The organism is Castellaniella sp. FW104-7C03 (assembly GCF_040276085.1).
In the GTDB taxonomy this organism is placed as follows: domain Bacteria; phylum Pseudomonadota; class Gammaproteobacteria; order Burkholderiales; family Burkholderiaceae_B; genus Castellaniella.
The window spans coordinates 45,932-66,145 of the sequence record NZ_JBELOK010000005.1 but is presented as its reverse complement, the minus strand read 5'-3'; the positions used below and the strand labels follow the sequence as shown (position 1 = coordinate 66,145).

Genomic DNA, 20,214 nt, shown 5'->3' with positions numbered 1-20,214 from the left:
GGTAAGCCCTTTGTCGTCGGACCCGGCGAACCGTCAGTCAACCCTGATTTCAAAAACATCTGGTGAGTGATTATGCGTCAATACAAATCGTTAATCGTTTTTCTTATTTTGACCGGTGCTATTGCGCTGGTGGGGAGCCAGTTCCTCCCAGGAGAGTGGTATGCCGCGCTGGAGAAGCCGTTCTTTAATCCACCCAATTGGGTCTTTGCGCCGGTATGGTCGGTTCTGTACATCATGATGGCGGTCGCCGCCTGGCGGGTATGGCTTCGCGTGGGGGTCGACACTGCCATTGTGCTGTGGGTAATACAACTTGTATTGAACGGCCTTTGGTCCTGGTTTTTCTTTGGTCTGCATCGCACCGGATTAGGGTTGATCGACATTGGTGTCTTGCTTGTTCTTATTGCGCTGACAACTGTCTCGTTCATACGTCGTGATCGCGTGGCAGGGTATTTAATGTTGCCTTATCTGGCTTGGGTAGCCTTTGCCTCGATATTGAATCTTTCACTGTGGTTGCTAAATTGACGTCATTTCGCCTCATTATTTGTGCAGTCATCGTGGTCTTGCTGTTTCTGGCAGCGCTGGCGGTATTTTCTCCGCTCACGCTTCTTAATGCACTTACATGGAGCGACACAAAGGGCGTCGTATTAAAGAATCTGTCGTATGGCGAGGAAGCACGCCAAAAGCTGGATATTTACGGCCCCGTACCCACCGAAGAGCCACCCAGTGTGGTGGTGTTTTTCTACGGAGGAAACTGGAATAGCGGTTCACGAGAGCAGTATGGCTTTGTCGGCAAGGCGTTGGCATCGCGTGGCATCATGGCAGTGGTTGCTGATTACCGCCTGTCTCCGCAAGTGACTTACCCCGCCTTTGTCAAAGATGCTGCGCAGGCTGTGGCGTGGACGCTAAAACACATAGGCGAGTACGGTGGTAATGCCCGCAAGGTGTTTGTGGCAGGCCATAGCGCAGGTGCTTATAACGCGGCAATGGTCGCGCTGGATCCACGCTGGCTTTCAAAATATGGCGAGAGCCCCGCCGCATTGCAAGGCTGGATTGGGATTGCTGGCCCTTATGACTTTTTGCCCATTGTCGCCGAACCTGTCAGGCTTGCCTTTCTGTATCCGGACACGCCGGTAGATTCGCAACCCATCATGCATGTTACGGCGGCCGCGCCGCCCAGTTTGCTGATTACAGGCAGTGCAGACACAGTGGTGAATCCAGTGAAGAACTCTGGAAGACTGGCTACTGCCCTGCGCACGGCACAGGCGCCAGTGCAAACCGTAAGTTTAAATGGTGTGGGTCATGGGCTGTTAGTTGCAGCCTTTTCACCCATACTGCGATCCTACTTGCCGGTGCTGGACGACATTAGCACTTTTGTATTCCGTACCTCAGCGGCTGCGCGTGGCGAATAAAATGCCGTGATTGATCAGCATGCCTTGTATGTCGTCCCACGCTGTCTTGTGTTGCGCGCCCGAAGTTTTGAACATAAATCGGACACAGGCCTTAGAAGGTTCGAAGAATAAGAAAAAGCCCTTAACGCATAACACGCCAAGGGCTTGATTCTTATTGGTATTCGGTGGCTCCCCGACCAGGGCTCGAACCTGGGACCTGCGGATTAACAGTCCGTCAGTTTGCCAATAGACAAAAACAAAAGCGCATTAATTTCAATGACTTGCGAGGGTAGCCGCCCTGCAAACCACTGCGCTTTTGTTGGTATTTTGACCAATTTTCACCTACCGCTGTCAAGATTTTGGCAAAGTGCTGCGGGGCGCGTCCGGCGTCGTCACGCTGCCGGGCGACACTGCAAACTGTAGCACCTCCGCCCCGGCCTTTTGGGCGTCCCCCGTGGTGCCAAAGTAAAACGCCAAGACCTGCTTCAACTCGTTGAACCAATAGCCGATCAGGGTGCCTACCGTGAGGCTGGCCGTGGCATCGCGCAGTAGGCTCTCGGCAGTACCCGACAGGATCGCCCAGCCGATGCCGCCCGCCCCCAGCACCAACAGCAGGGTAATGGTGGGTCGTATCCAGTCCTTGGGCTGCTGGGCCGCCAGCCTACGAGCGCTGTCCCGGTCGGATGCCTCGGCGGCATACTGCGCCGCCGCCGCTTGCAGGCGGTTCTGTTCCGCCGTCACGGCAAGCTGTTGAAGCTGGACGCGCGAGTTGGTTTCCAGTTCCTTTAATTTGATGGCCGCCTGGGGGTCGGCCAGGATTGCCGCCGATACGGCATCCGGCGACGAGTCCGTTCCCAGGGCCGTCGAAATCAGGCCGCCCACGGCAGCGCCTGCCGGGCCTCCTAGCAGTCCGCCCACAATAGGGGCGGCCTTACCGACAACCCCAGCGATGTCTTTCCAGTCCATTATGAATCCTCCGCGCCGTAGCGCAAGTTGCCCGCGATGCGCCGCGCCCACCCCCGGCTGGCGTTGGGCCAATTATTTAAACGCGTCATGAAGTCCAACCGCTCGGCATTAAGCAGCATGATCTGATCGGTTTCGCTTGCGGCATTGGCGGCGCGCTGACTGATTGGCCCCCAATGACCGTCGTCGGCTACGCCCAAAGCCCGCTGGAAATACCGTACTGCGGTGGTAATGCCCGAGTTGATGGCGAAGTCCAGCAACTGAAACGCCACGCCGTCATACAGTTTGTCGGCGTGGATGTAGTTCCAGAAATCGCGCAGATAAATGTCCTTGGCCTGCTCGCGGGTCAAATCCTTGATATTCAGGTGGGGGTAGCTGCGCTTGCTAATACCCCAATTGGTTTCCCCACCGGGGTCTGCCGGGTTGTTTACGTAGCCGCCCTCGTGGCCCAGCAGACGGTCGAACGCGGTATCGAAATTCATTTCATCAACTCCATTTTGAATGCCTGCCATAAGGCGTAGGCTATCCAGACTATAGCCCCTAGGCCGCCCACTTTGGCGGCTTGAAGCAACGCGGAACGCACCATTTGATTGCGCAGTTCCCGCCACTCGATAACTGACTCGTGATAGCGCCGATGGCTGTCCGGGTCGCCCCCAGGGAAACCCGCCAAAATTGCTTTCTGCTGGGTTTGCATTGCGGCGATCTTCTTTTCCAAGTCCGAGGTGGTTTCCCGCACGGCTTTGATTATGGCGATAGCATCGTCGGAAAGCGGCATCATGCGCCCCCGGTTGCGGCGAGCACTTCCGCCTTCGTGAAGCCCAGGGCCGTGATGGTCGTCAAGTCCTCCACGTCAGTCCACACGGGGGCGAGCGTATCGCCCGTGTAGTCCGGCTGTCCGTACCCGTCCGGGTAGGCTTGCGTGTCCACCCTGCGCGTCATGCTGCCGCGCAGGTAGAGCATGAAATCAGTGTGTTCGGGCGTGTCTTGAATCTTGTCCAGATCAGCGCGCGTATTGATGACAGGCAATGCCATAGCGGTTCTCCAAGTGAGTGATTAGGTTCTCGGAATCGGCCCACTTCGCGTGACCAAGCCACGAGACGAGGCTTTTGTTTAGCGTCGCTGTGTCGCCGTGCTTGATGCACGCGGCGATCTTGCGCTTCATGCGCACGACGGATGATTTGCGCAGCAGCTTATGGCCGGGCCAAGTACGAAAGCCGACGAAGTTCACGCCATGCGAAATAGGAGCAACGCACCAGCGGCTGATACGCAGGCGCAGGCGTTGCACGCAGAACTCTTGCAAACGCGCGAACACGTCGCGCAATTCGCTTGCATCGTGACCGAGGACAACGATGTCGTCCATGTACCGCACCCAATGCCTCTGCTTGAGTGTGTGGTGCAGGAACCTGTCCGCCTCGCCGCCGTAGGTGTTGGCGCGAATTTTCGAGAGCAGGCTGCCGATGGGCGTACCCCGGTCGCTGTCGTGGGGAAGCATCTCATCCATGAGCGCTTGCGTGCGCGCGTCGTGGATTTTCTTCGCCTCGATATCCGCGAGCACCGGGTGATACAGGCTGGCAAAGTATTTCGAGAAGTCCGTTTGCAGGTAGTGCGTTGCGCCCGTGCGCCGCATCATGGCCTGCAAATGTGTCACGCAGGCGTGCGTGCCGTATCCCGTGCGACAGGCGAAGGTATAGGGCAGCATGGCCGCATCGAAGATTGGCTCGACCACATTGCAAATCGCGTGCTCGACGAGCCGGTCTTGAAAGGTCAACGCCGAGATCATGCGCGGCTTTGGCTCGTAGACCATGAACTCCCGGAAGGGACTGCGACGGTATGAGCCGTCGAGCAGTTCGCTTTGAATCGCGCGAAGGTTCAGATTTTTGTACTGGTTGAATTCCAGATAGCCGAAGGATTTGCGTTTGCCCTTGGCTGTCTTGTCGAAGGCGGATTGCAGGTTTTCCCACGTGGTGATGCGGTCGATCAGGTTTCTATTTCGTTGACTCATGGGGGATGCCGGGTACGCTTTTCCATTTTCAGTAATCGGCGCTTGCCCGAACCGTGTAGTGTGTTCGCCGAAGCAGGACAGAACCGGCTGACCACCGTTGACTGCATGGTCGGCCCAACGTGTCGTAACAGCGTTGGAGCGCAATGGGTAGATAGTCACAGACGCCGCGCGCGCCGATGTTCGCGTTGGAGTTCGACAAAGCGTTGTTCCAGTTCGAAGCACGAGAACCAGAGATGACAGTGTTGTTCCAGTTCCCGCCAAAGATGGCCGCGTGGATTGTTCCCGGTTCACCCTCTGCGATTCAGCCGGGCAATCCAGGCCCCAAGGATTTTCCCCACTTCGGCGATCAGCACCTGTGCTGCTTCGACCTGATGGGGCGTCATCGCATGGGGCTTCTGGATGCCCGCCAGAAAGCGCAACCAGAACCGCAGCGTAGCCAGTCCAGCGTCGGCAGCGTATAGCTTGCTGACCTGGTTGGATTTGCCCGCCACGATGAAAAGATTGACCTGCCCCAGCAGGCAATCCAAAAACTTGTCTCGGGCAACCCCGTGCCGACGCGGAATGTTCTGTGCAATGGGATACAGATACGAGATAACTTTCTCGTATTTCTCCACAATGAACATTTGGTCGTAGCACTTGGTTGCTTCCTGTATGGGTTCCATCTACGCCTTGCGCGGGCCTTTCGGCCCGCTATCCAAGGATCAGGTGGTCACAGACGCCGCGCGCGCCGATGTACGCACCCGAGAGCGACGGGGCGAGGGCCCAGTTCGACGCACGCGAACCGGAGTTGACCGTGAAGTTCCAGCTGCCGCCGAATATCGCCGCGTTCGGCTGGTTGTAGTACTGCCCGCGCGCGTCCGGAGTGTCGACATAGGCCGCACCCCCATAGGGGCCGCCGAATTCTTCACCCCACGACCACAGGTTGCCGGTGGCCTGGACGATGCCGAAGATGCTGGTGAACTTTTCCCAGGTGCTGGTGTAGCCGGCGTTGGTCTGGCCGGTCAGCGGGGCGCTGCCGCCGGATGCTGGGCCGCAGGAAATCTTTTCCATGACGCCATAGGCCAGGGCCTGGAATTCAGCGTAGCGGGGGAATCGCTTGCCGTAGGACATCAAGACTTCACGGAAGCTGAACCAGTTGCCATCCGGGTATGCCGACGATCCAGAGCCGCCGAACATCGTGGGAATCTTCGGCGGGGCCGTGCCGGTGGCCATGGCCACGTTGTATTTGCTGGTGCCGTTGGTGATGTGATCCACCCCCAGCATGTAGATGTCGGCCCAAAAGGTACCGGCGATGAGCGCCATGCCGCGCGGGTCGGCTACGTTCGGGCGGAACTTCAAGTCCCACAGGCTGAACGGGTTGATTTGAATGCTAGTGTCGCCGCCCGTATTGCGCCCGGTGGCGTTCGCGCCCGGGGCGTAGTGGAAGCCGCCAATCTGGCGGCTGTTGGCCGTGGTGTACCCAGCGGGTGCGCTGAAACTCGCATCGGCGCGCAAGGTGCCGTCCGCGCAAGCGTAGATGGCGTAGTCGGTGCCCACGGTCAGGGCGGGCATCGTGACGGCAGTATTGGCCGCGAAGGCAATCACCAGGTCGGCCACGTCGATGTACAGCTGCTGCCCGGTCGATACCGTGGCAAAACCCGTGCGGGCGAATGCCACGGCGCGGGGGTTGGCCTTCACGAAAGCGCGCTTGGACAGTTCCGCGCGGGCCGTGGGGAAACCGCCCGCCGTGGCGCCATCGTGCACGACAAGGCTGTGCTTGTCGGTATCGACGGTGACTTCACGCAACTTGCCGGTGAAGGTCGCGTGCTGGGCGGTGGTACCGCCACGGTACTGGATCGCAGTAGACATTGAATAGGCTCCTGATTTAAGCGAGGCCGCCCATGTCGGCCAGGCCAAGATTGGCCCGCGCTGCCGCCGGGTCGGTCAATTCGGAAAGGTTGTTGGCGGCCGCCACCGCGCCAGACAGTGCCGCGAGGATCGAGGCCATGTTTGCTGAAACGTTCTGTATGGCCGCCATGTTGCTGGCCGCCGTACTGATGTCGCTGGCGTTGCTGTATACGGAGGCCAGCACGCCCGTGGGTGTGGCGGGGTTGGCGGCAGGGTCAGCCACGCTGCCATAGTCGATGGCGACCGGGGCGCCTTGCAAATCGGTCGCCACGGCCCCCACGGCCACGTTGCTTGCCGCCACCGTATCCACGTTGCCGATACTTCCGGCCACCGTATTCACGTTCGTGGCATTGGCCACCACGGCATTGATGTTGGCCTGGTTGGATACTGCCGCGTCGATGTTGACCTTGTTCCCGGCCACGGCATCAATGTTGACCTTGTTCCCGGCCACGGCATCAATGTTGGCCTTGTCGGCCAGCACGGCGCCGATATTGGTCAGGTCGGCTGCAACCGCATCCACGTTGCCGATGCTGGCCGCTACGCTATTGATATTCAGCAGGTCAGCCGCTACGGTGTTGATATTGGCCTCGTTGGCCACCACGCTGTTCACGCTGGCCAAGTCGGCCGCCACCGCATTGACCGCTGATATGTTCAGGCTGACGGTGCCGACATCGGCGATACCACCGGCCACCGTGTCCACGTTGGCAATATGTCCGGCCACCGTCACGATGTTGCCCAGGGGGCTGGTGGTGCCGCCAGCCGGGGGTTCGCCCACCGAACCGAAATCATAGGTGACGCCAGCGGCCCAACTGCCGGCCATGTCAGCAGCAATGGCGTTGATGGGGTCAATGCTGACCGCCACGGTATCGACGTTCGCCTGGTTCTCCGACACCGCCTTGATATAGGCCAGATGGGTGTAGACCGCTGCCACCAGCGGCAGCTGTTCGGCGAGTTGTTCCAGCAGCTGCGAGGCGGACGTACCGCCCGAAATGGGCGCCTGCACCGTGCGGCTTACCTTGTCAGCAAGCTGTTGCACCAGGATGGTGAGTTTGTCCAGGGCGCGTTCCACCGTTTCCGGAAGGAACGAGGACAGGTTGGGGATTTTAAGGCCTTGGGTGGCGTCCAGCTGGCTGGTCAGCGTGAGTTTCGAGCCAGTTTCCAGCGGTGTCGTGAGGATGACGGTGCCGCCTTCCGTGGAGTCATTCAGCGTGACGGTGTAATCGACATCCTTTTTCAGAGGCAATTCGATGTCATCCGTGCCTGTCTTGATGGCAAGCACGTCACTCGCTTGGAATACCGTGAATTCGAAGCTGAAATTAGTTGTCAGGCCGTTGCCGTCGAATGGCCCCGCGACCCGGTTGTCACTCTGAACGGACATAGAACCCCCTGGGTGGTAGCGCCAAGACTACCCGCCAGGGGACTGGTCACTGATACCCTATCGGGGGCGCTGGAACCCGAACACCAGCGCGGCCGGGTTGGCCGTCTTGCCTTCGATCAAGGCCTGGCCGCCCGTGATGACGCGGTTCACCTGCGCGGCCGGCAAGCCCATCAGGTCGCCCACCGTGTTCACGGTGGCCTTGAGGAAAGCGCTATCGAACTCGCCCTGGTGCAGCTGCTGGGCGAACTTGGTGACATCCCCGACAGCGCGCATCCCGGCAGGCCCTTCGTACGCCCAGCCAGCACCGACGCCCGCCACCGACTTTGCCGCTTCGGCAAATTCCCGCACGCCGAACATCAGGCCCATCAGGTAGTCCAGCTGGGCGCCCAGCAGATGCTTGGCAAGTTTTTCCGGGTCATCGTCGCCGGAATCCCCCGGGGTCAGCGCATTTTTGAGCGCATAACCCAGCACGGCCGGCACGACGTACAGCAGCGCGTAATCCGCCGCCAGCTTGGCCCTTTTTGCTGGGGTGTTGGCCGTCATCGTTTGGGTCACGCCAGCGTTCAGCGCCGTATTCATGAAGGAATAGAACACGGTGAACAGCTTCACGGCCGGGCCGCCACGCTCGATGGCGGCCAAGTCCTTGGTCTGACCGCCGCCCTGGGAATCAATCACGGCCTGGTCGGCCAGTGAAATGGCCCGGGCTTCTTCATTGCCGTCGGCGATGGCCTTTTCATAAGCGCCCCACCAGGTCGGCACGTCCACCATCTGCTGCACGCGCATCATGAGGAAATAGGTATAGCGGCTCATGACCGCCTTGGCCGTCGCCCCGTCCTGCACCCGGTCGCGCAACTCGGCCAGTTCACGGAAGCGCGTGCGCGTGCGGTTGGCCATGAATTCCGACATTGCATTGACTTCGCGGGTCACGCCTACGGGGCTGGCAATGTACTTGGCCACGCCCCTGCCAATCCACGGCGCCCCAACTCGGACGATAGACTGCGTAAGGCCCAGGGGTTGCATCAGGGCGGACATGACGTTGAAGCCCAGGCCCGCCGCGCTGATGCCCTGGCGCAGGCGCCCCAGCGCCATGTCGCCTGCGGTGGCTGCAGCTTTGTCGCCTTCGGCTATGTCGGCGGCCCAGGTCTTGAACTGATTCTTGACCTCGGGGCCGTAGTGATCGCGTATCGCCTTGTCGATGGTCTGCGACCGCAGCAGACGATTGGCGTCGATCAGCCATTCATGCCAGGTCAGATCATGGATGACATCGTTGACGCCGGAATACATGCCCGACAGTGTATAGAGCAGGGGCCGCCCCGATACCTCTTCCACCCGGGCCTTCGTGAAACTGCGCCGCGTGGTGGCGGTGGTGTAGGCGCCCTGCACCTGGCGCTTGGCGCCTTCGGCATCGGCATGTTCCTCGGCGCGCTGGCTGGCCGCCGGATCATACTTGATGGGGTAATAGCCGCCGGCCAGGGTCAGGCTTTGGCCGTCAGCCGTCAGCACGGTGAACGGGCGCGGCTCCACCCAGGCAGGTTCCTTGCCGTACACCCGGCGCTCCTTCGCACCGATCAGGGGGCGGTATTCATCAAAATGGTTCCAGATGGCTTGCACGGCCTGCCATTCCTGCGCCGTCAGCGATTGCAGCACGGGCGTGATTTGTTCGGTCGTCCAGCCTTCGCCGCCCAGCAGCCGTTGCGCGTTGCCCTCGTTGCCGATATTCAGGGCAATGGCCAGGCGTGCTTCACGATTCAGGCTTCGGTCGATGCTGGGGAAATACTGACCTTTGCCACCCATCTTGCCCAGCTTGAAGACCGGGGCCAGGATGGCCGTCAGCTTGGTGGTGGCCTCAGCGCGCATGGTGGATTCCATATCGCCGCGCTCATTGGCGCTGCGCACCAGGTATTCCCACACTGGGCCGCCGTCTTTGCCGCCATCCATCACCCGCGCCCAGGTGGCCGCCTTGATGTGCGAGGCCCAAAAGCGTTTCAAGCCCTGCACAGTGCGGCCCATGTTGGTGGTGGGCGTGCGGGCGTCGGCCTGCCGATTGCCCGCATTGTCGCGGATGCTGGACGCGATTTCATCCCGTACCGTTTCATAGGCGCGTTGATCCGCCGCCGTCAGCAGGCGATTTTTCAGGCGCCCCAGGTGTTCAATCTGGCGCACGGTATCCAGCAGGCCGCGAAAATCTTCAACGGTCATGTTTTTGTATGACGTGCGGAAGGCCTCATTTTCCAGGTTCGCCGGAATGTCGGGTTCCAGGCCTGCTTCACGCTGAGATTTCAGCCAATCAGCCAGCGCCGTGCGCTTGTCCACGGCCTTGTTGCTTTGGCTGATGCGCAGGTCGAAGCGTTCCAGCAGACTGTCAATCTGGTCACGGTAGCCAGCATCCAGGCCGCGCACGTCGCCAGAGAACTTGCGCAGGTACCGCAGCCCTGCGGCGATTTCATCCTGCGCGGCATGAGCCGCCCGGGTCAGTTGCTGCTGGATGACCTGGTTGCGCTTTTCCGCTGCGGCCGTGGCAATGTCGCCAGCCTTGCGCGCCTGTTCGGCCAGCTTCCCGGAACGGGTTTCCGCGCTGGCGTACTGCCCGGGGCGGATGTCCCGCACCTTCAAACGAGCGATTGCCGCTGCTGCGTACTGGCGCGCCGCCGGTAGCAGGATGCCCTGGGTGACGTGCCGCCCACGGGCATCGACCTGCCCGGTATCCGCGCGCGGGTTCGCCATGCGTTCCAGGATGCTGGCTTCGGTGGCCGTGAAGCGTGCCCGCGCGTCGTTGTGAATGGCCTTGTCGGCTTCCCGTTCGATGGCCTCAGGGGTCGCCAGTTCACCGTGCTGCTGCAGCATCATGGCGTCCGTCAGGCCTTCGATGGCGCTGCCCGGGGGTTCAGCCACCGCCAGCGCGCGTACCATTTCGTCGCCTGACGTGAAGCCGAACATATCGGCCACGATGTCAGGGTGCAGGCCAGTCTTAGCCGTCATGCGGCGCGCCTGCAGCACGGCCACAAGATGCGTGCCTTGTTCCGCTCTATCCTTGACGAATTGAAGCAAGCGCAATACATTATCACTAAAGCCCGCCTGGGGGCGCATTCCGGTTTCGTCCGGGTGCGCACGCGAAAGCACCGATGGCGGGCTTTCTATTTCCAGCGTTTCGACGGTGTACAACGGGTTCGGCTCATTGGGGCCGGTTGTTTCCTTCACCGTCATCTTGACCGCGATAATGCGGCCGTCCGGCGTGATCATCGGCGCCACATACCGGTGCATGGCTTGAATCGTCGCCTCGCCCTTGCTGTCAGGGTGGCTGCGGTCAAGAACGGCGTTCTCAAACAGCTTGTCAGCGTTCGCTACTGCCAAGCTATGGTCAGCGAGATTTGTTGATTTTGCCACCGCCTTTTTGCTGGTCATCTTGCCCAGCGTACCCTTGGACATCGTGGCGGTGAGATTGCCGTTGTGCAGCGGTTTCCCGATGAACGCTTCTGCCATCTTCCTGGCATCGTCCAGCGTGTCGGCGATTCTCGCCGGTGTGTATCGCTGATCGTAGCCATACAGGCTGCGCAGTTCACCGATGTCCAGCCGGCCAGCGCCCAGGGCGCCGGGATTCGCCAGTTGGTCGCCCGCGCGCTGTTCCGGTTCGAACTCGCGGGCCATGGAATACTGGGTATCCCCGCGCAGTTCCGCATCAAATTTGTCTTCGAACTCGCGCGGGTTCCAATTGGGGGATGATTCATCCCGATCCAGGTAGCCATACTCCATCAGCGCCTGGCGCATGTCGTCAATGCTGCGCCCGCCTTCCTTGCGCAGCACGGGCTTGCCGAATACGGAGGAAGGGCCGACATCCTTGGAAGTCGTCCCCCACTGGCTTTGCACTTCGTTGCGATCCAGACCCCCCAGCTTGGCAATGGCCGTAAACAGAGAATCCTGGGTTTCATCCACATGCTTGGGGTCTGACTTGCGCGCGGCCGGTGGCGTGATTTTGTCGTCAGCCGTCAGGCGTCCAGTGAGGAATTGCCACGCCCGGTACACGGGCTGGCGCATGATTTCCGCGCGGGCCTGCACGCGGGTTTCCTGGCGTGCGTCCGCCGCCTTCTGCTGCAGCTGTTTGATGACGCGCGAACGGGCATTGTGCAGCCACTGCATATCACGCAGACCCCGCGCCTGCAGGTCTTGCACGGCATCTTGTGTGGCGCTGTTGCCCAGGGCCTGATAAGCGGCGAACTCTTCCGGAGTGATGCCGGCCTGCTGCGCCGACTCAAACAGGGGCATCATGCTGCGGCCCTGTTCGGCCAGCAGTATCTGTTCATTGCTGGCGATCATGCGGTCAAACACCCCGCGCACTTCATCGTTCAGCTGCACGTTCAGCGCCGTCAGCTTGCGGTAGACGTTCAGCATCCAGCCCCGGAACTTCTGGAACACCCCCTGCATTTCCAGGCTGGGGGCCTTGCCTTCGAACAGGTACGCTTCGAAGCCACGGGCAAACTGCTCATGGTGGGTGCGCTTCACTTCAAAATCCAGGCCGTACCACTCAGCCAAGTCACGCACGCCGAACCATTTGAGTACGGCCGCCATGTCCCGCTTCACGCTGTCCGGCGCGTCCTGGCGGGATGCCATATCGGCCTGGGCTTCAAGGAAGAAGTGCCCGGTTTCGTGCAGGAAGGTGGACAGGTCAGCGTTTTTCAGCAGCGATATGGTGAGGGATTCGGGGTTGAAGGAGCCACGGGGGCCTTGCTTGTTCTGATTCAGCAGGGCCGATCCATCGGGCAGGAATTTCAGCCGACGGTTTTTTGATGGGCTTTCCACCCGGTAATCTTGGCGGCCGCCAGGAAATTCATCATCCAGCACCAGGCGATCCGGGCGCACCCGTACCGGGATGGCGGTATCGCCATAGCCGGTATTCGTTTCCGCCTGCGTGGTGAAATACAGGTCGGGTTCACCGTTGGACTGCAGGCGTCCCGTTTCCCTGATTTTCTCGGCGTTTGCCGCGCTGGTGTGGTGGTATACCGTCACGGTGCCGTCGGCATTCAACGGCAGGCCCGTTGCCTCGTCAATGCGGTCGGTCTTGGCGATTTCCCCTTGATCCAGCACCAGGCCGCCGGCCACACTTTCCGCCTGCACCTGTAACGGGTACCGCTGGAATTGTTCTTCGGGGGTGATGCCGAATTCCGCCGCCTTGATGGCATACCAGCTGCCGGCCAGCGTGGCGTAGGCCTCGTTTGCCTGCGGGGTGAACCGCTGCGTGGCGTTCAGCTGCCCAAGGATGATTTCTCGCACCTGGTCGGCCGATTGCTTGAATGCCGTGTCGGCGGCCTGCAGCGCCACCGCGCGTTCGACATCCGCCTGCAGCTGGGCGCCCGCGCCACTCTGGAAATATTCCTGGGCTTCCGCCCGACTGGGCGCCATCGGATCGTTGATTTTCAGGTGGTCAATCAGCCCCTGTGAATACTGCGTGGGCGCAATCTTGGTCAGGTATTCATCCACGGGGATGGACACCAGGCCGCCGGTCTGTGCGGCATCCGGCAGCTGTTCAGCCACCGAAGGCGACACGGCGGCCAGTTCATCGGCAATGCCCGATTGCATCAGCACCTGGGCGGGCACGAACACGGTATGGGCCGGGCCGTCTTCCGGGTTGGTGCTTTGGATGAAGGACTGGAAGGTATCCGGGTCGCGCGCCAGCACCTTGTCGTTGGCGGCCATGTTGTTCAACTCGGCGAACAGCTGAGCCTGCCGTTCGGCAAACCGGGCATTGCGGGCCTGCACCACCTGGGCGCCCATCAGCTGGTCAGCCAGCTTCACCACGCCAATCTGCGCGCCGCCACCCGTGAGGGTGGCCACCGCCGTCTGCGCCACGCTGGCGGGCTGTTCCGCCAGGAAGTCGCGCAAGGATTTATCGGGGTTCAGGTTCGTCCATTGGTTGAAGTTCTGCCACAGCTGGGTACCGATTTCCCCCGGCATTTCCTTGAATAGTTCGTACCCCACCAGCTTTTGCACCGTGGCGCCTGCGAAGGCGCGTTCAGCGAACCCAGCCAGGCCCAGGTACCGTTCGCCGATGTATTCGGCCGTGGCGTCTTCGGCGCCGTAGGCCAGCGACGACAGGACACCGCGCCCCTTTTCCCGCGATTCCTGGTAGCTGGCGCCGCCCTGACCGGCGGACAACAGGCCGATGGTCACAGGGATGCCCACTTCGGGGCCAAGCAGCCAGGACGCCAGCCCCAGCGATCCCAGCGTCATGCCGGCCGATTGCACGCCACTGGCGGCACCAGCCCCAAAAATCTGACCCGGCAAACTGTCGGGCGACCACTTGGAACCGATGTCCTGGGCACGCTGGCCCGCCCACTGGGCGGTGCTACCCAAGGAATCCGCCCAAGCCTGCAGAGGCCCGCGCCCGGCGCCCGTCAGGGAATTGATGCCACGTTCGGGCAGCGCCAGCAGGTCAGCCCCGGCCCGCGCCACACCCGCCCCCATTTTCAGCGCGACAAAAGGTGTGGCGGCGATATCCCGCCACAGGCCCATGTCGGGATCGGCACCGGTCACATATCGCGCCAGCCCCGCAATGCCTGACTCAATGCTGCTCATGTTCTCCACGTTGTCGTGGGCGATCTTGGCAAACGACGGATCAAGCAGCTGACGGGCCAGCACGGGACTGTCAGCGGTCAGGCGCTGCAGGTTCTGCACCTGCTGGCGCCGGGCAACCGTGTCCAGGTTCCGTTCCACGGTGTCGGCCGGCAGGCCGGTGTCGCGCGACAACTGGGCCGCCTGGGCCGCCTGGTCAGGGTTGAACTTGCTGGCCTGTTCAAGCACCACGCCCAGCTGCTGGCGCTGTTCAGCCTGCTGCTGATCCAGCACCACGTCATAGGCGTCCGCCGGTTGCTGCTGGGGTTCGGGGGCATTGGTCGCCTGCTGCTGATCCAGCAAGGTGTCATACACGTCTGTCATTTTGGCTTCCCGGCCTTCACCCATAATTCGGCGACGGCTTGTTCGGTGACTGGCAGGCCACGCTTTTGCAGCTTGCCAACGATGATGCCGCGCTGTTCAGCGGGCACGCTGGTCAATGCGATTTCTTCATTGCCCACCTTGACGTAGGCATTTTTCAGATCGTCGCCCGACATCAGGGCCACAGGCTGATTGGTCTTGTCCGTCCAGTACCGGCGCCCCACGGAAGCCGTGTCCATCAGCGTGTCGTCAATGACCTTTTGCAGTTCGTCGGTGCTGGCCTTGCGCTTGCCCTGTAGCTGCGTGGTTTCGAACATCCGTACGCGCTGATCAATGATCCCTTGGAATTGGTCAAACTGCTTGGCCTGATCGTCGCTGGGCTTGCCGGTGTAGGGGAGGATGCCGACGCGCTGGGCCGCCTGCTTGACCCGTTCGCTGGTGGTCAGCACTTCCAGGTGCTTGGGGTCGGTCATGTCTCCGCGCGCGGCCAGCACCATGGAATACCCGCGTTCCAGGTGCGCGTCATCCAGGTGGGTGCGGTACCGGTTGTGGAATTCCACAGGTGTCATGGCGGCCAGCTGCGCCGGGGTCATGGACGAGATTTCCGCCCAGGTCATCGAATCGTTGACCATGTGCTGGCCGCCCGCGATGCGCGCGGCGTCCCCCAGGATGCTGGTGTATTTTTCAGGGGGGATGGCCTGGCGGACGTTGGCCGGCAGGTCGGCGAACTTCCCACCGTTTTTAATCAAGGCGTCCAGGGCGTTTTTATACGCCTCGTCGTCACGCTGCTGGATGGCGGCCGTCTGTTCGTTGTACTGGCGCTGTGCCTCAGTGCGCGCCACCTTATAGCGTTCGGGATCGGCCAGACGAGGATCGGCCCGCAGCTGGGCATCGATGTCGGCAAAGGTCGGGCGCGAGGCCTGGCCCTTGCCTGCATTGAAGGCGGCCATGTTCCCCGTGACGTAATCCTGGGTTTCCTGGGGCAGCAGCGCCAGCCAGTTCCCATCCTTGGCATTCCTGAGGGCGTCTTTCAATGCGCCCGGCCCGGCGTTGTACGCGGCGTAGGCCTTCGCCAAGTCGCCACCGTTGTCCTGCAGCTGCTTCTGGAAATAGGCTTTGCCCAGCGCCAGGTTGTAGGCTTCATCGTTGCGGTACCGGTTCTCATCCCACGGCAGGCCCGCCAGCTTGGCCGCCTCAGGGGCCGTAGGCGGCATGACCTGGGCGATACCAATGGCCCCCTTGGAGGAAGTCAGCGGCGACCCATCGGCGGCAAACTGCCGGCCGCCTGATTCCGTTTTGATGGCGATGGCGAACGCCCGGTTTCCTTCGCCGGCCAGTGCCGGGTTTGTCTGGATATATTCGGTGGCCACGTTGCTGCCAACCCGGGCATTCACATCCTTCGTGATGTGCCCTCGCACCGCCAAGATGTCGTCGGCATCCATTTGCCCGGAGTATTTCGACAGATAGGCATTGGCGTAGACCGGATCATTCTGTTCCAGCGCGGACAGCAGCGCCGTCTTGTGCGCGCTGCTGGTCAGCTTGCGGGCCTGGGCCTGCTGCCATTCGGCGGACTTGCCCATCAGCTGCGCCTGCCGGAAGGTTTCGGCCTTGATCCGGTCAACGGCCGAGTTCACAGCATCGGGGTTGTTCCAGTTCAGGCTGATGTCGCGCATGGCCGTGGACTGGATGCCTTCGGACGTGGACAGCGCGTAGGTCTTGTATTCCTGGGCCTCATGCTGCATGGCCCCACCACGGAACATTGTCAGCATGTCGTTGGAGTAGCGCGCGAACATTGCCCGCTGGGCGTCATTCCCCAGGCCGGCTGAAATGTCGTCCATCGCCTTCTGCAGCTTGTCCCCGTACTCCTGCGCAAGCGGCTTGCCATCGGGGCGCGACAGCGCATTGATGCCTTTCAGATTGGTGTACCCGTTGTCCTTGTCATAGGTCAGGCTCAGCTGGGCTTCTTTGGCCTGGTTCAGCGCGTCATCCACCCGCAGCTGGTTGGCCTGGTTTTCGATACCGGCGACGGCCCTGCCCAGGGTTTGCAGGCCCTGCCCAGTTTGCTGGGCTTGCTGGCCCGCTGTATCGACAAAGGCGGCGGGGGCGTCAAACGCGCGCGCGACGGGCGCGGCGAAATCGGGCGCCGCCATGCGCACCTGGGGCACGGTATTGGGGGCGACTTGTGGGGTGTTGTAGACGGGTACGCGGGGCATTGCTGTTTTCCCCTATTTGGATTTCTTGCCGAGGCTGTACCAGGTCTGCGCGACTTGGCCCGCCCCGGTCAGCAGTGACGATGTGGCCGACCCCAGTGGGCTGATGCCCGATGCGGATGCCGCCTGCATGGAGGCGTTGGCCGAGGTACTCAGGGCGCCTGTCTGCAGGTTCAGAGCATTCATCCTTGCGTTGGCGCGGGTGTTCATGGCGCTGGTTTTGGCGGCCAGTTCATCCGACATGCCTTGCGCGCGGTAGCCCCAGGCTGTGCGCACCGCGTTGGCCTTCAAGGTGGCCACGTCGACATCCTTCATGATGTCGCCCGACTGCTGCAATTCGGCTGCGCTGCCCTGGTTGATGTCCACGCCGTTGGCGGCGAGTGATGCCCGCTGACTGCTTTTCAGCTGCCCGGCTTTCAGGGTTGCTGCCGCAATCTCAGACTGACCTTGATCCAGAGCGGACTGGGCGCCCAGTTCGGCAATGCTGGCATTGAAGTCGCCCGTGGCCTCGATGGCCTGGGCCTGACTTTCCCCGATGGATGACACCATGCCGGCCTGACTTTGCATGACGCCCGCCTGGATTTGCCCCAGCGCGGATTGGGCCTGCAGGCTGCTTTTCTGCGACTGGGCACTGTAATAGCTGCCCACCGCGCTATTGAGCGCGCCCCCGGCGGAAACTGCGACGGCTACACCAGACATAATTTCTCCTACGCCCCCAGGGCCACTTCCGCCGACATCGACACAATCATCAACGGCAGGGGATTGACCTGGCGGACAAAAATTTCACCGCTGTCCCCCCAGCGTGGCGACAGCATCAGCGGGATTTCTTCACTTTTCAGTGACGGCGCCACGCCGTAGGGTTCGCTGGATCGCTGTTTGACTTCGGTCAGCTGGTCGGGGGCGGGGCCGGCGAAAATGCCGGAAGACCGATACACCCGCAGCCACAGCTTGTTCACGTTCTTGACCCGCCCCTGGCCCAGGCTCCCGTCAATCTGCATGGCCAGCGGCAGCGTCTGGAATTCCGCCGTGATGGGCAGGCCGATTTGCACCGTGCTGGCGGCGTGTTCCAGGGTCACAGCGCCGCCAGTGACGACGCGCTGGGCATGCACGGCGCCGTCAGCCAGGATGTTGACCGTCATGCCTTCCAGGTGCCCCAGACCGTTGAACACCGTGGCGGGTTCCCCTGAGTAGGACAGGCCGCAATCCACGAAAAAGGCGTCCTGCTGGGCAACAAACTGGCGCGATTCCATGCGTTCGATGTACCGATGCTGCACGCCATCCAGGACGCGGTTGACCACCACATACAGCCGGTCTTCATTGCCTTCGGCCACCACGGCGCAGGACTCGAAAGCCCCCTGGAAGGTATCGTGGGTGTGCCAGGCGCCAATCTGCTGTTCAGGCACATAGGTCAGGCCCAGCAACGTGCCATTGCTGCTGACGAACCACACGATGGGCTGGGGCGCCTTGGCATACGCCATGTCCACGATGTCGAGGTTGTCAAACAGGTGGGCGGCGCGCAAGGCTAGATCGCCAGAAATGAAGCCGTTGGCCTGCCAGTTGTATGACAGTTCCCGCACATGGCCCCCGCGCGCGGCCGCGTAAATGGTGGTGTTGGACACCAGCACCGGCTGGACGTTGGACGCGCCGACGTAGGATTGGGTGCGCACGATGATGTCTGACGGCGTGATGACGCCCGCCGCCGAGGTCACCCGCCATTCACCGGACGACGTGAGTAGCAGCATGTCAGACAGGGGGACAACGTGCCGGATGGCGCTGGAATACAGCGCGGCCGCCCGAAACGATACCCGGTCATCATCGCGGGTGGGCAGCGAATAGGACATGGCCGATTCGCTGCCGCTCTTGGTCATCCAGATATTTTGTGGGGCATTGATCGTGCCGCCGAACACCCGGCGCTGCTCGAAGTACGACACCGCTGCAGGGTAATCGCCCGTGCCCGAGAACACCGCGTCATATATCGGGGGTGTCATGGACAGGTCGGGGGCCACGTTGTCATCCACCAGGGACGTGCCCGTGGTCTGACCGATGTAGCCATACAGCCCGGCCTGCAGCTTGTAGACGTTGTACCGTGACGCCCCGCTTACCGCCGTCCAAGCGATGGTATTCATGCCGCCATTGGTGAACAGGTTGTTGGTGCAGCCGGCCGCCGACGACGGAGACGATTCTGTTTTGCCTTCACCGTCCAGGGCCGTGACCACATAGCTGTAGTTGTAATCCGTGCCCTTGCCGTTGCTGGTTGCCGACACGCCACCGGGGACGCCCACCGGGGACGAAAAGGTGATGGTGGTCAACTGCCAGTCAGTAGCCCCCAAGCGCCGCAGTTCGCGTGGCGCGTACCCGGGGTGCACCAGCGTCAGCACGTCGGCGGACTGGACATAGTGCAGGTCGAACAGGTCTTCTTCCGCGTAGGGGTTTGTGATTTCGTAAGGGTTGCCCAGGCCATCCAGCAGCGTCCCGCCATTGGTGTGGAACCGGAAATACCCCACGCCCACTTCGATGACCATAGTTTGGGTGGTCGAATAGACGAAAGGAATCAGCCGGGTGCGCTTGGTCGAATCCTTGACGGCGCGCACGAAGGAGAACCCGGGGCGGTTTTCCGCCGGGCCTTGGGGCTTGATGATGAAGTTGCGGCAGGCGGCCAAGCCGCTTTGGTACTTCACATCATCGATGCGGCCCAGCATTTCGGGCGACAGGACGCCGCCCCCAAAAGATCGCTGGATGACCCGGACGCTTGCCATCAGCGCCCCGCGATCCAAGGCGGCGCATAGTCCAGCTTCACCTTGCGCTGATTGGCGTCCGACGCGATGGCCTGGGCCAGATAGCCCTGCATCATGGCGGCGCACCGCTTGCCTTCGGCGGCGCCCACGTCACCTTTCAGGATCGGGCCAGCCAGCAGGGAAGCCAGGTGCCACGACAATGCCATGACGAATAGAGGGGGAAACTTGGTGGTGTCCTTCACCAGGGCGGTATAGCGCAGCACCGCATCCTGCTGATTGGTGTAGATGACGCTGCGCCCCTTGTCGTCCACTTCCGCCGTGAAGGGCTGCGGTTCGATCCGCACGCCATAACCACCAGGCAGCGCCGTGGTGTAGTCGTTCATGGCATCCGGAGGCAGCACCGCCAGCAGTTTCAACGTATTCGACGGCCGGCCATAGGCGAACTGCCAGGCCGGCCAGCTGTTCGGCAGCAGCGCCAGCTGGATGCGCCGCAAGGTGAAGGCCCAGGTGTGCATTTCCAGCAGCGCATCACGCGCGATGGGGTAGAACCGCGCGCAATACCCAGCCTGCGGCGACCCTTCGGGCGGGTCGATAGTCGCCACCGTGGCTTCATCACCAAGGTGAGACAGGGCAAGGTTGCAGATATCGACTTCGGATGCCATCGTGGTTCAGTAAGAAAAGCGGGGGCGCATGGCCCCCGACAGGTTGCGGGCGGGGAAGTCCGCCA

15 protein-coding genes and 1 tRNA gene are annotated in these 20,214 nt (G+C 61.6%); 2 read left to right on the top strand and 14 right to left on the bottom strand.

All coding sequences use genetic code 11. The features are described from left to right. The first annotated feature begins 72 nt into the window (after positions 1–72). Positions 73–522 carry a TspO/MBR family protein gene (locus ABS758_RS07410; RefSeq protein ID WP_350381677.1) on the top strand — a complete coding sequence of 150 codons (450 nt, stop codon included), beginning with the start codon at positions 73–75 and terminating at the stop codon, positions 520–522. Next, positions 519–1,409: an alpha/beta hydrolase gene (locus ABS758_RS07405; protein ID WP_350381678.1), complete on the top strand. Its 891-nt coding sequence runs from the start codon at positions 519–521 to the stop codon at positions 1,407–1,409. Before ABS758_RS07410 ends, ABS758_RS07405 begins: the two co-directional genes overlap by 4 nt. A gap of 165 nt (positions 1,410–1,574) precedes the next feature. Here ABS758_RS07405 and ABS758_RS07400 read toward each other — a convergent pair. The 14 genes from ABS758_RS07400 to ABS758_RS07335 form a co-directional block, all read right to left on the bottom strand. Continuing rightward, positions 1,575–1,678 (bottom strand) — tRNA-Asn (locus ABS758_RS07400). Between the two features lie 61 nt (positions 1,679–1,739). Then, positions 1,740–2,354 carry a hypothetical protein gene (locus ABS758_RS07395; protein ID WP_350381679.1) on the bottom strand — a complete coding sequence of 205 codons (615 nt, stop codon included), beginning with the start codon at positions 2,352–2,354 and terminating at the stop codon, positions 1,740–1,742. After that, positions 2,354–2,833 carry a glycoside hydrolase family 108 protein gene (locus ABS758_RS07390; protein WP_350381680.1) on the bottom strand — a complete coding sequence of 160 codons (480 nt, stop codon included), beginning with the start codon at positions 2,831–2,833 and terminating at the stop codon, positions 2,354–2,356. Before ABS758_RS07390 ends, ABS758_RS07395 begins: the two co-directional genes overlap by 1 nt. After that, positions 2,830–3,129, bottom strand: a complete 300-nt coding sequence (locus ABS758_RS07385; protein ID WP_350381681.1) for a hypothetical protein — start codon at positions 3,127–3,129, stop codon at positions 2,830–2,832. The genes ABS758_RS07390 and ABS758_RS07385 overlap by 4 nt, the downstream gene beginning before the upstream one ends. Next, positions 3,126–3,383: a hypothetical protein gene (locus tag ABS758_RS07380; RefSeq protein ID WP_350381682.1), complete on the bottom strand. Its 258-nt coding sequence runs from the start codon at positions 3,381–3,383 to the stop codon at positions 3,126–3,128. Before ABS758_RS07380 ends, ABS758_RS07385 begins: the two co-directional genes overlap by 4 nt. Continuing rightward, positions 3,352–4,353, bottom strand: coding sequence for a reverse transcriptase domain-containing protein (locus ABS758_RS07375; protein WP_350381683.1), 1,002 nt, complete (start codon positions 4,351–4,353; stop codon positions 3,352–3,354). Before ABS758_RS07375 ends, ABS758_RS07380 begins: the two co-directional genes overlap by 32 nt. Before the next feature lie 287 nt (positions 4,354–4,640). Continuing rightward, positions 4,641–5,015 carry a diversity-generating retroelement protein Avd gene (gene avd / locus ABS758_RS07370; RefSeq protein WP_350381684.1) on the bottom strand — a complete coding sequence of 125 codons (375 nt, stop codon included), beginning with the start codon at positions 5,013–5,015 and terminating at the stop codon, positions 4,641–4,643. A 28-nt stretch (positions 5,016–5,043) separates the two neighbouring features. Beyond that, positions 5,044–6,201: a phage major tropism determinant gene (locus tag ABS758_RS07365; RefSeq protein WP_350381685.1), complete on the bottom strand. Its 1,158-nt coding sequence runs from the start codon at positions 6,199–6,201 to the stop codon at positions 5,044–5,046. A 16-nt stretch (positions 6,202–6,217) separates the two neighbouring features. Next, positions 6,218–7,618 carry a hypothetical protein gene (locus tag ABS758_RS07360; protein ID WP_350381686.1) on the bottom strand — a complete coding sequence of 467 codons (1,401 nt, stop codon included), beginning with the start codon at positions 7,616–7,618 and terminating at the stop codon, positions 6,218–6,220. A 57-nt stretch (positions 7,619–7,675) separates the two neighbouring features. Continuing rightward, on the bottom strand, positions 7,676–14,545 hold the full coding sequence (locus ABS758_RS07355) for an LPD22 domain-containing protein (RefSeq protein WP_350381687.1): 6,870 nt from the start codon (positions 14,543–14,545) through the stop codon (positions 7,676–7,678). Further along, positions 14,542–16,692, bottom strand: coding sequence for a transglycosylase SLT domain-containing protein (locus ABS758_RS07350; protein ID WP_350381688.1), 2,151 nt, complete (start codon positions 16,690–16,692; stop codon positions 14,542–14,544). Before ABS758_RS07350 ends, ABS758_RS07355 begins: the two co-directional genes overlap by 4 nt. A gap of 75 nt (positions 16,693–16,767) precedes the next feature. Continuing rightward, complete coding sequence (locus tag ABS758_RS07345) at positions 16,768–17,451, bottom strand: hypothetical protein (RefSeq protein WP_350381689.1); 684 nt, start codon at positions 17,449–17,451, stop codon at positions 16,768–16,770. An 8-nt stretch (positions 17,452–17,459) separates the two neighbouring features. After that, positions 17,460–19,508 carry a phage tail protein gene (locus ABS758_RS07340; RefSeq protein ID WP_350381690.1) on the bottom strand — a complete coding sequence of 683 codons (2,049 nt, stop codon included), beginning with the start codon at positions 19,506–19,508 and terminating at the stop codon, positions 17,460–17,462. After that, the gene (locus ABS758_RS07335; protein ID WP_350381691.1) at positions 19,508–20,149 is read right to left on the bottom strand and encodes a phage connector family protein; all 642 of its coding nucleotides are present in this window, start codon (positions 20,147–20,149) and stop codon (positions 19,508–19,510) included. The genes ABS758_RS07340 and ABS758_RS07335 overlap by 1 nt, the downstream gene beginning before the upstream one ends. Between the last annotated feature and the right edge of the window lie 65 nt (positions 20,150–20,214).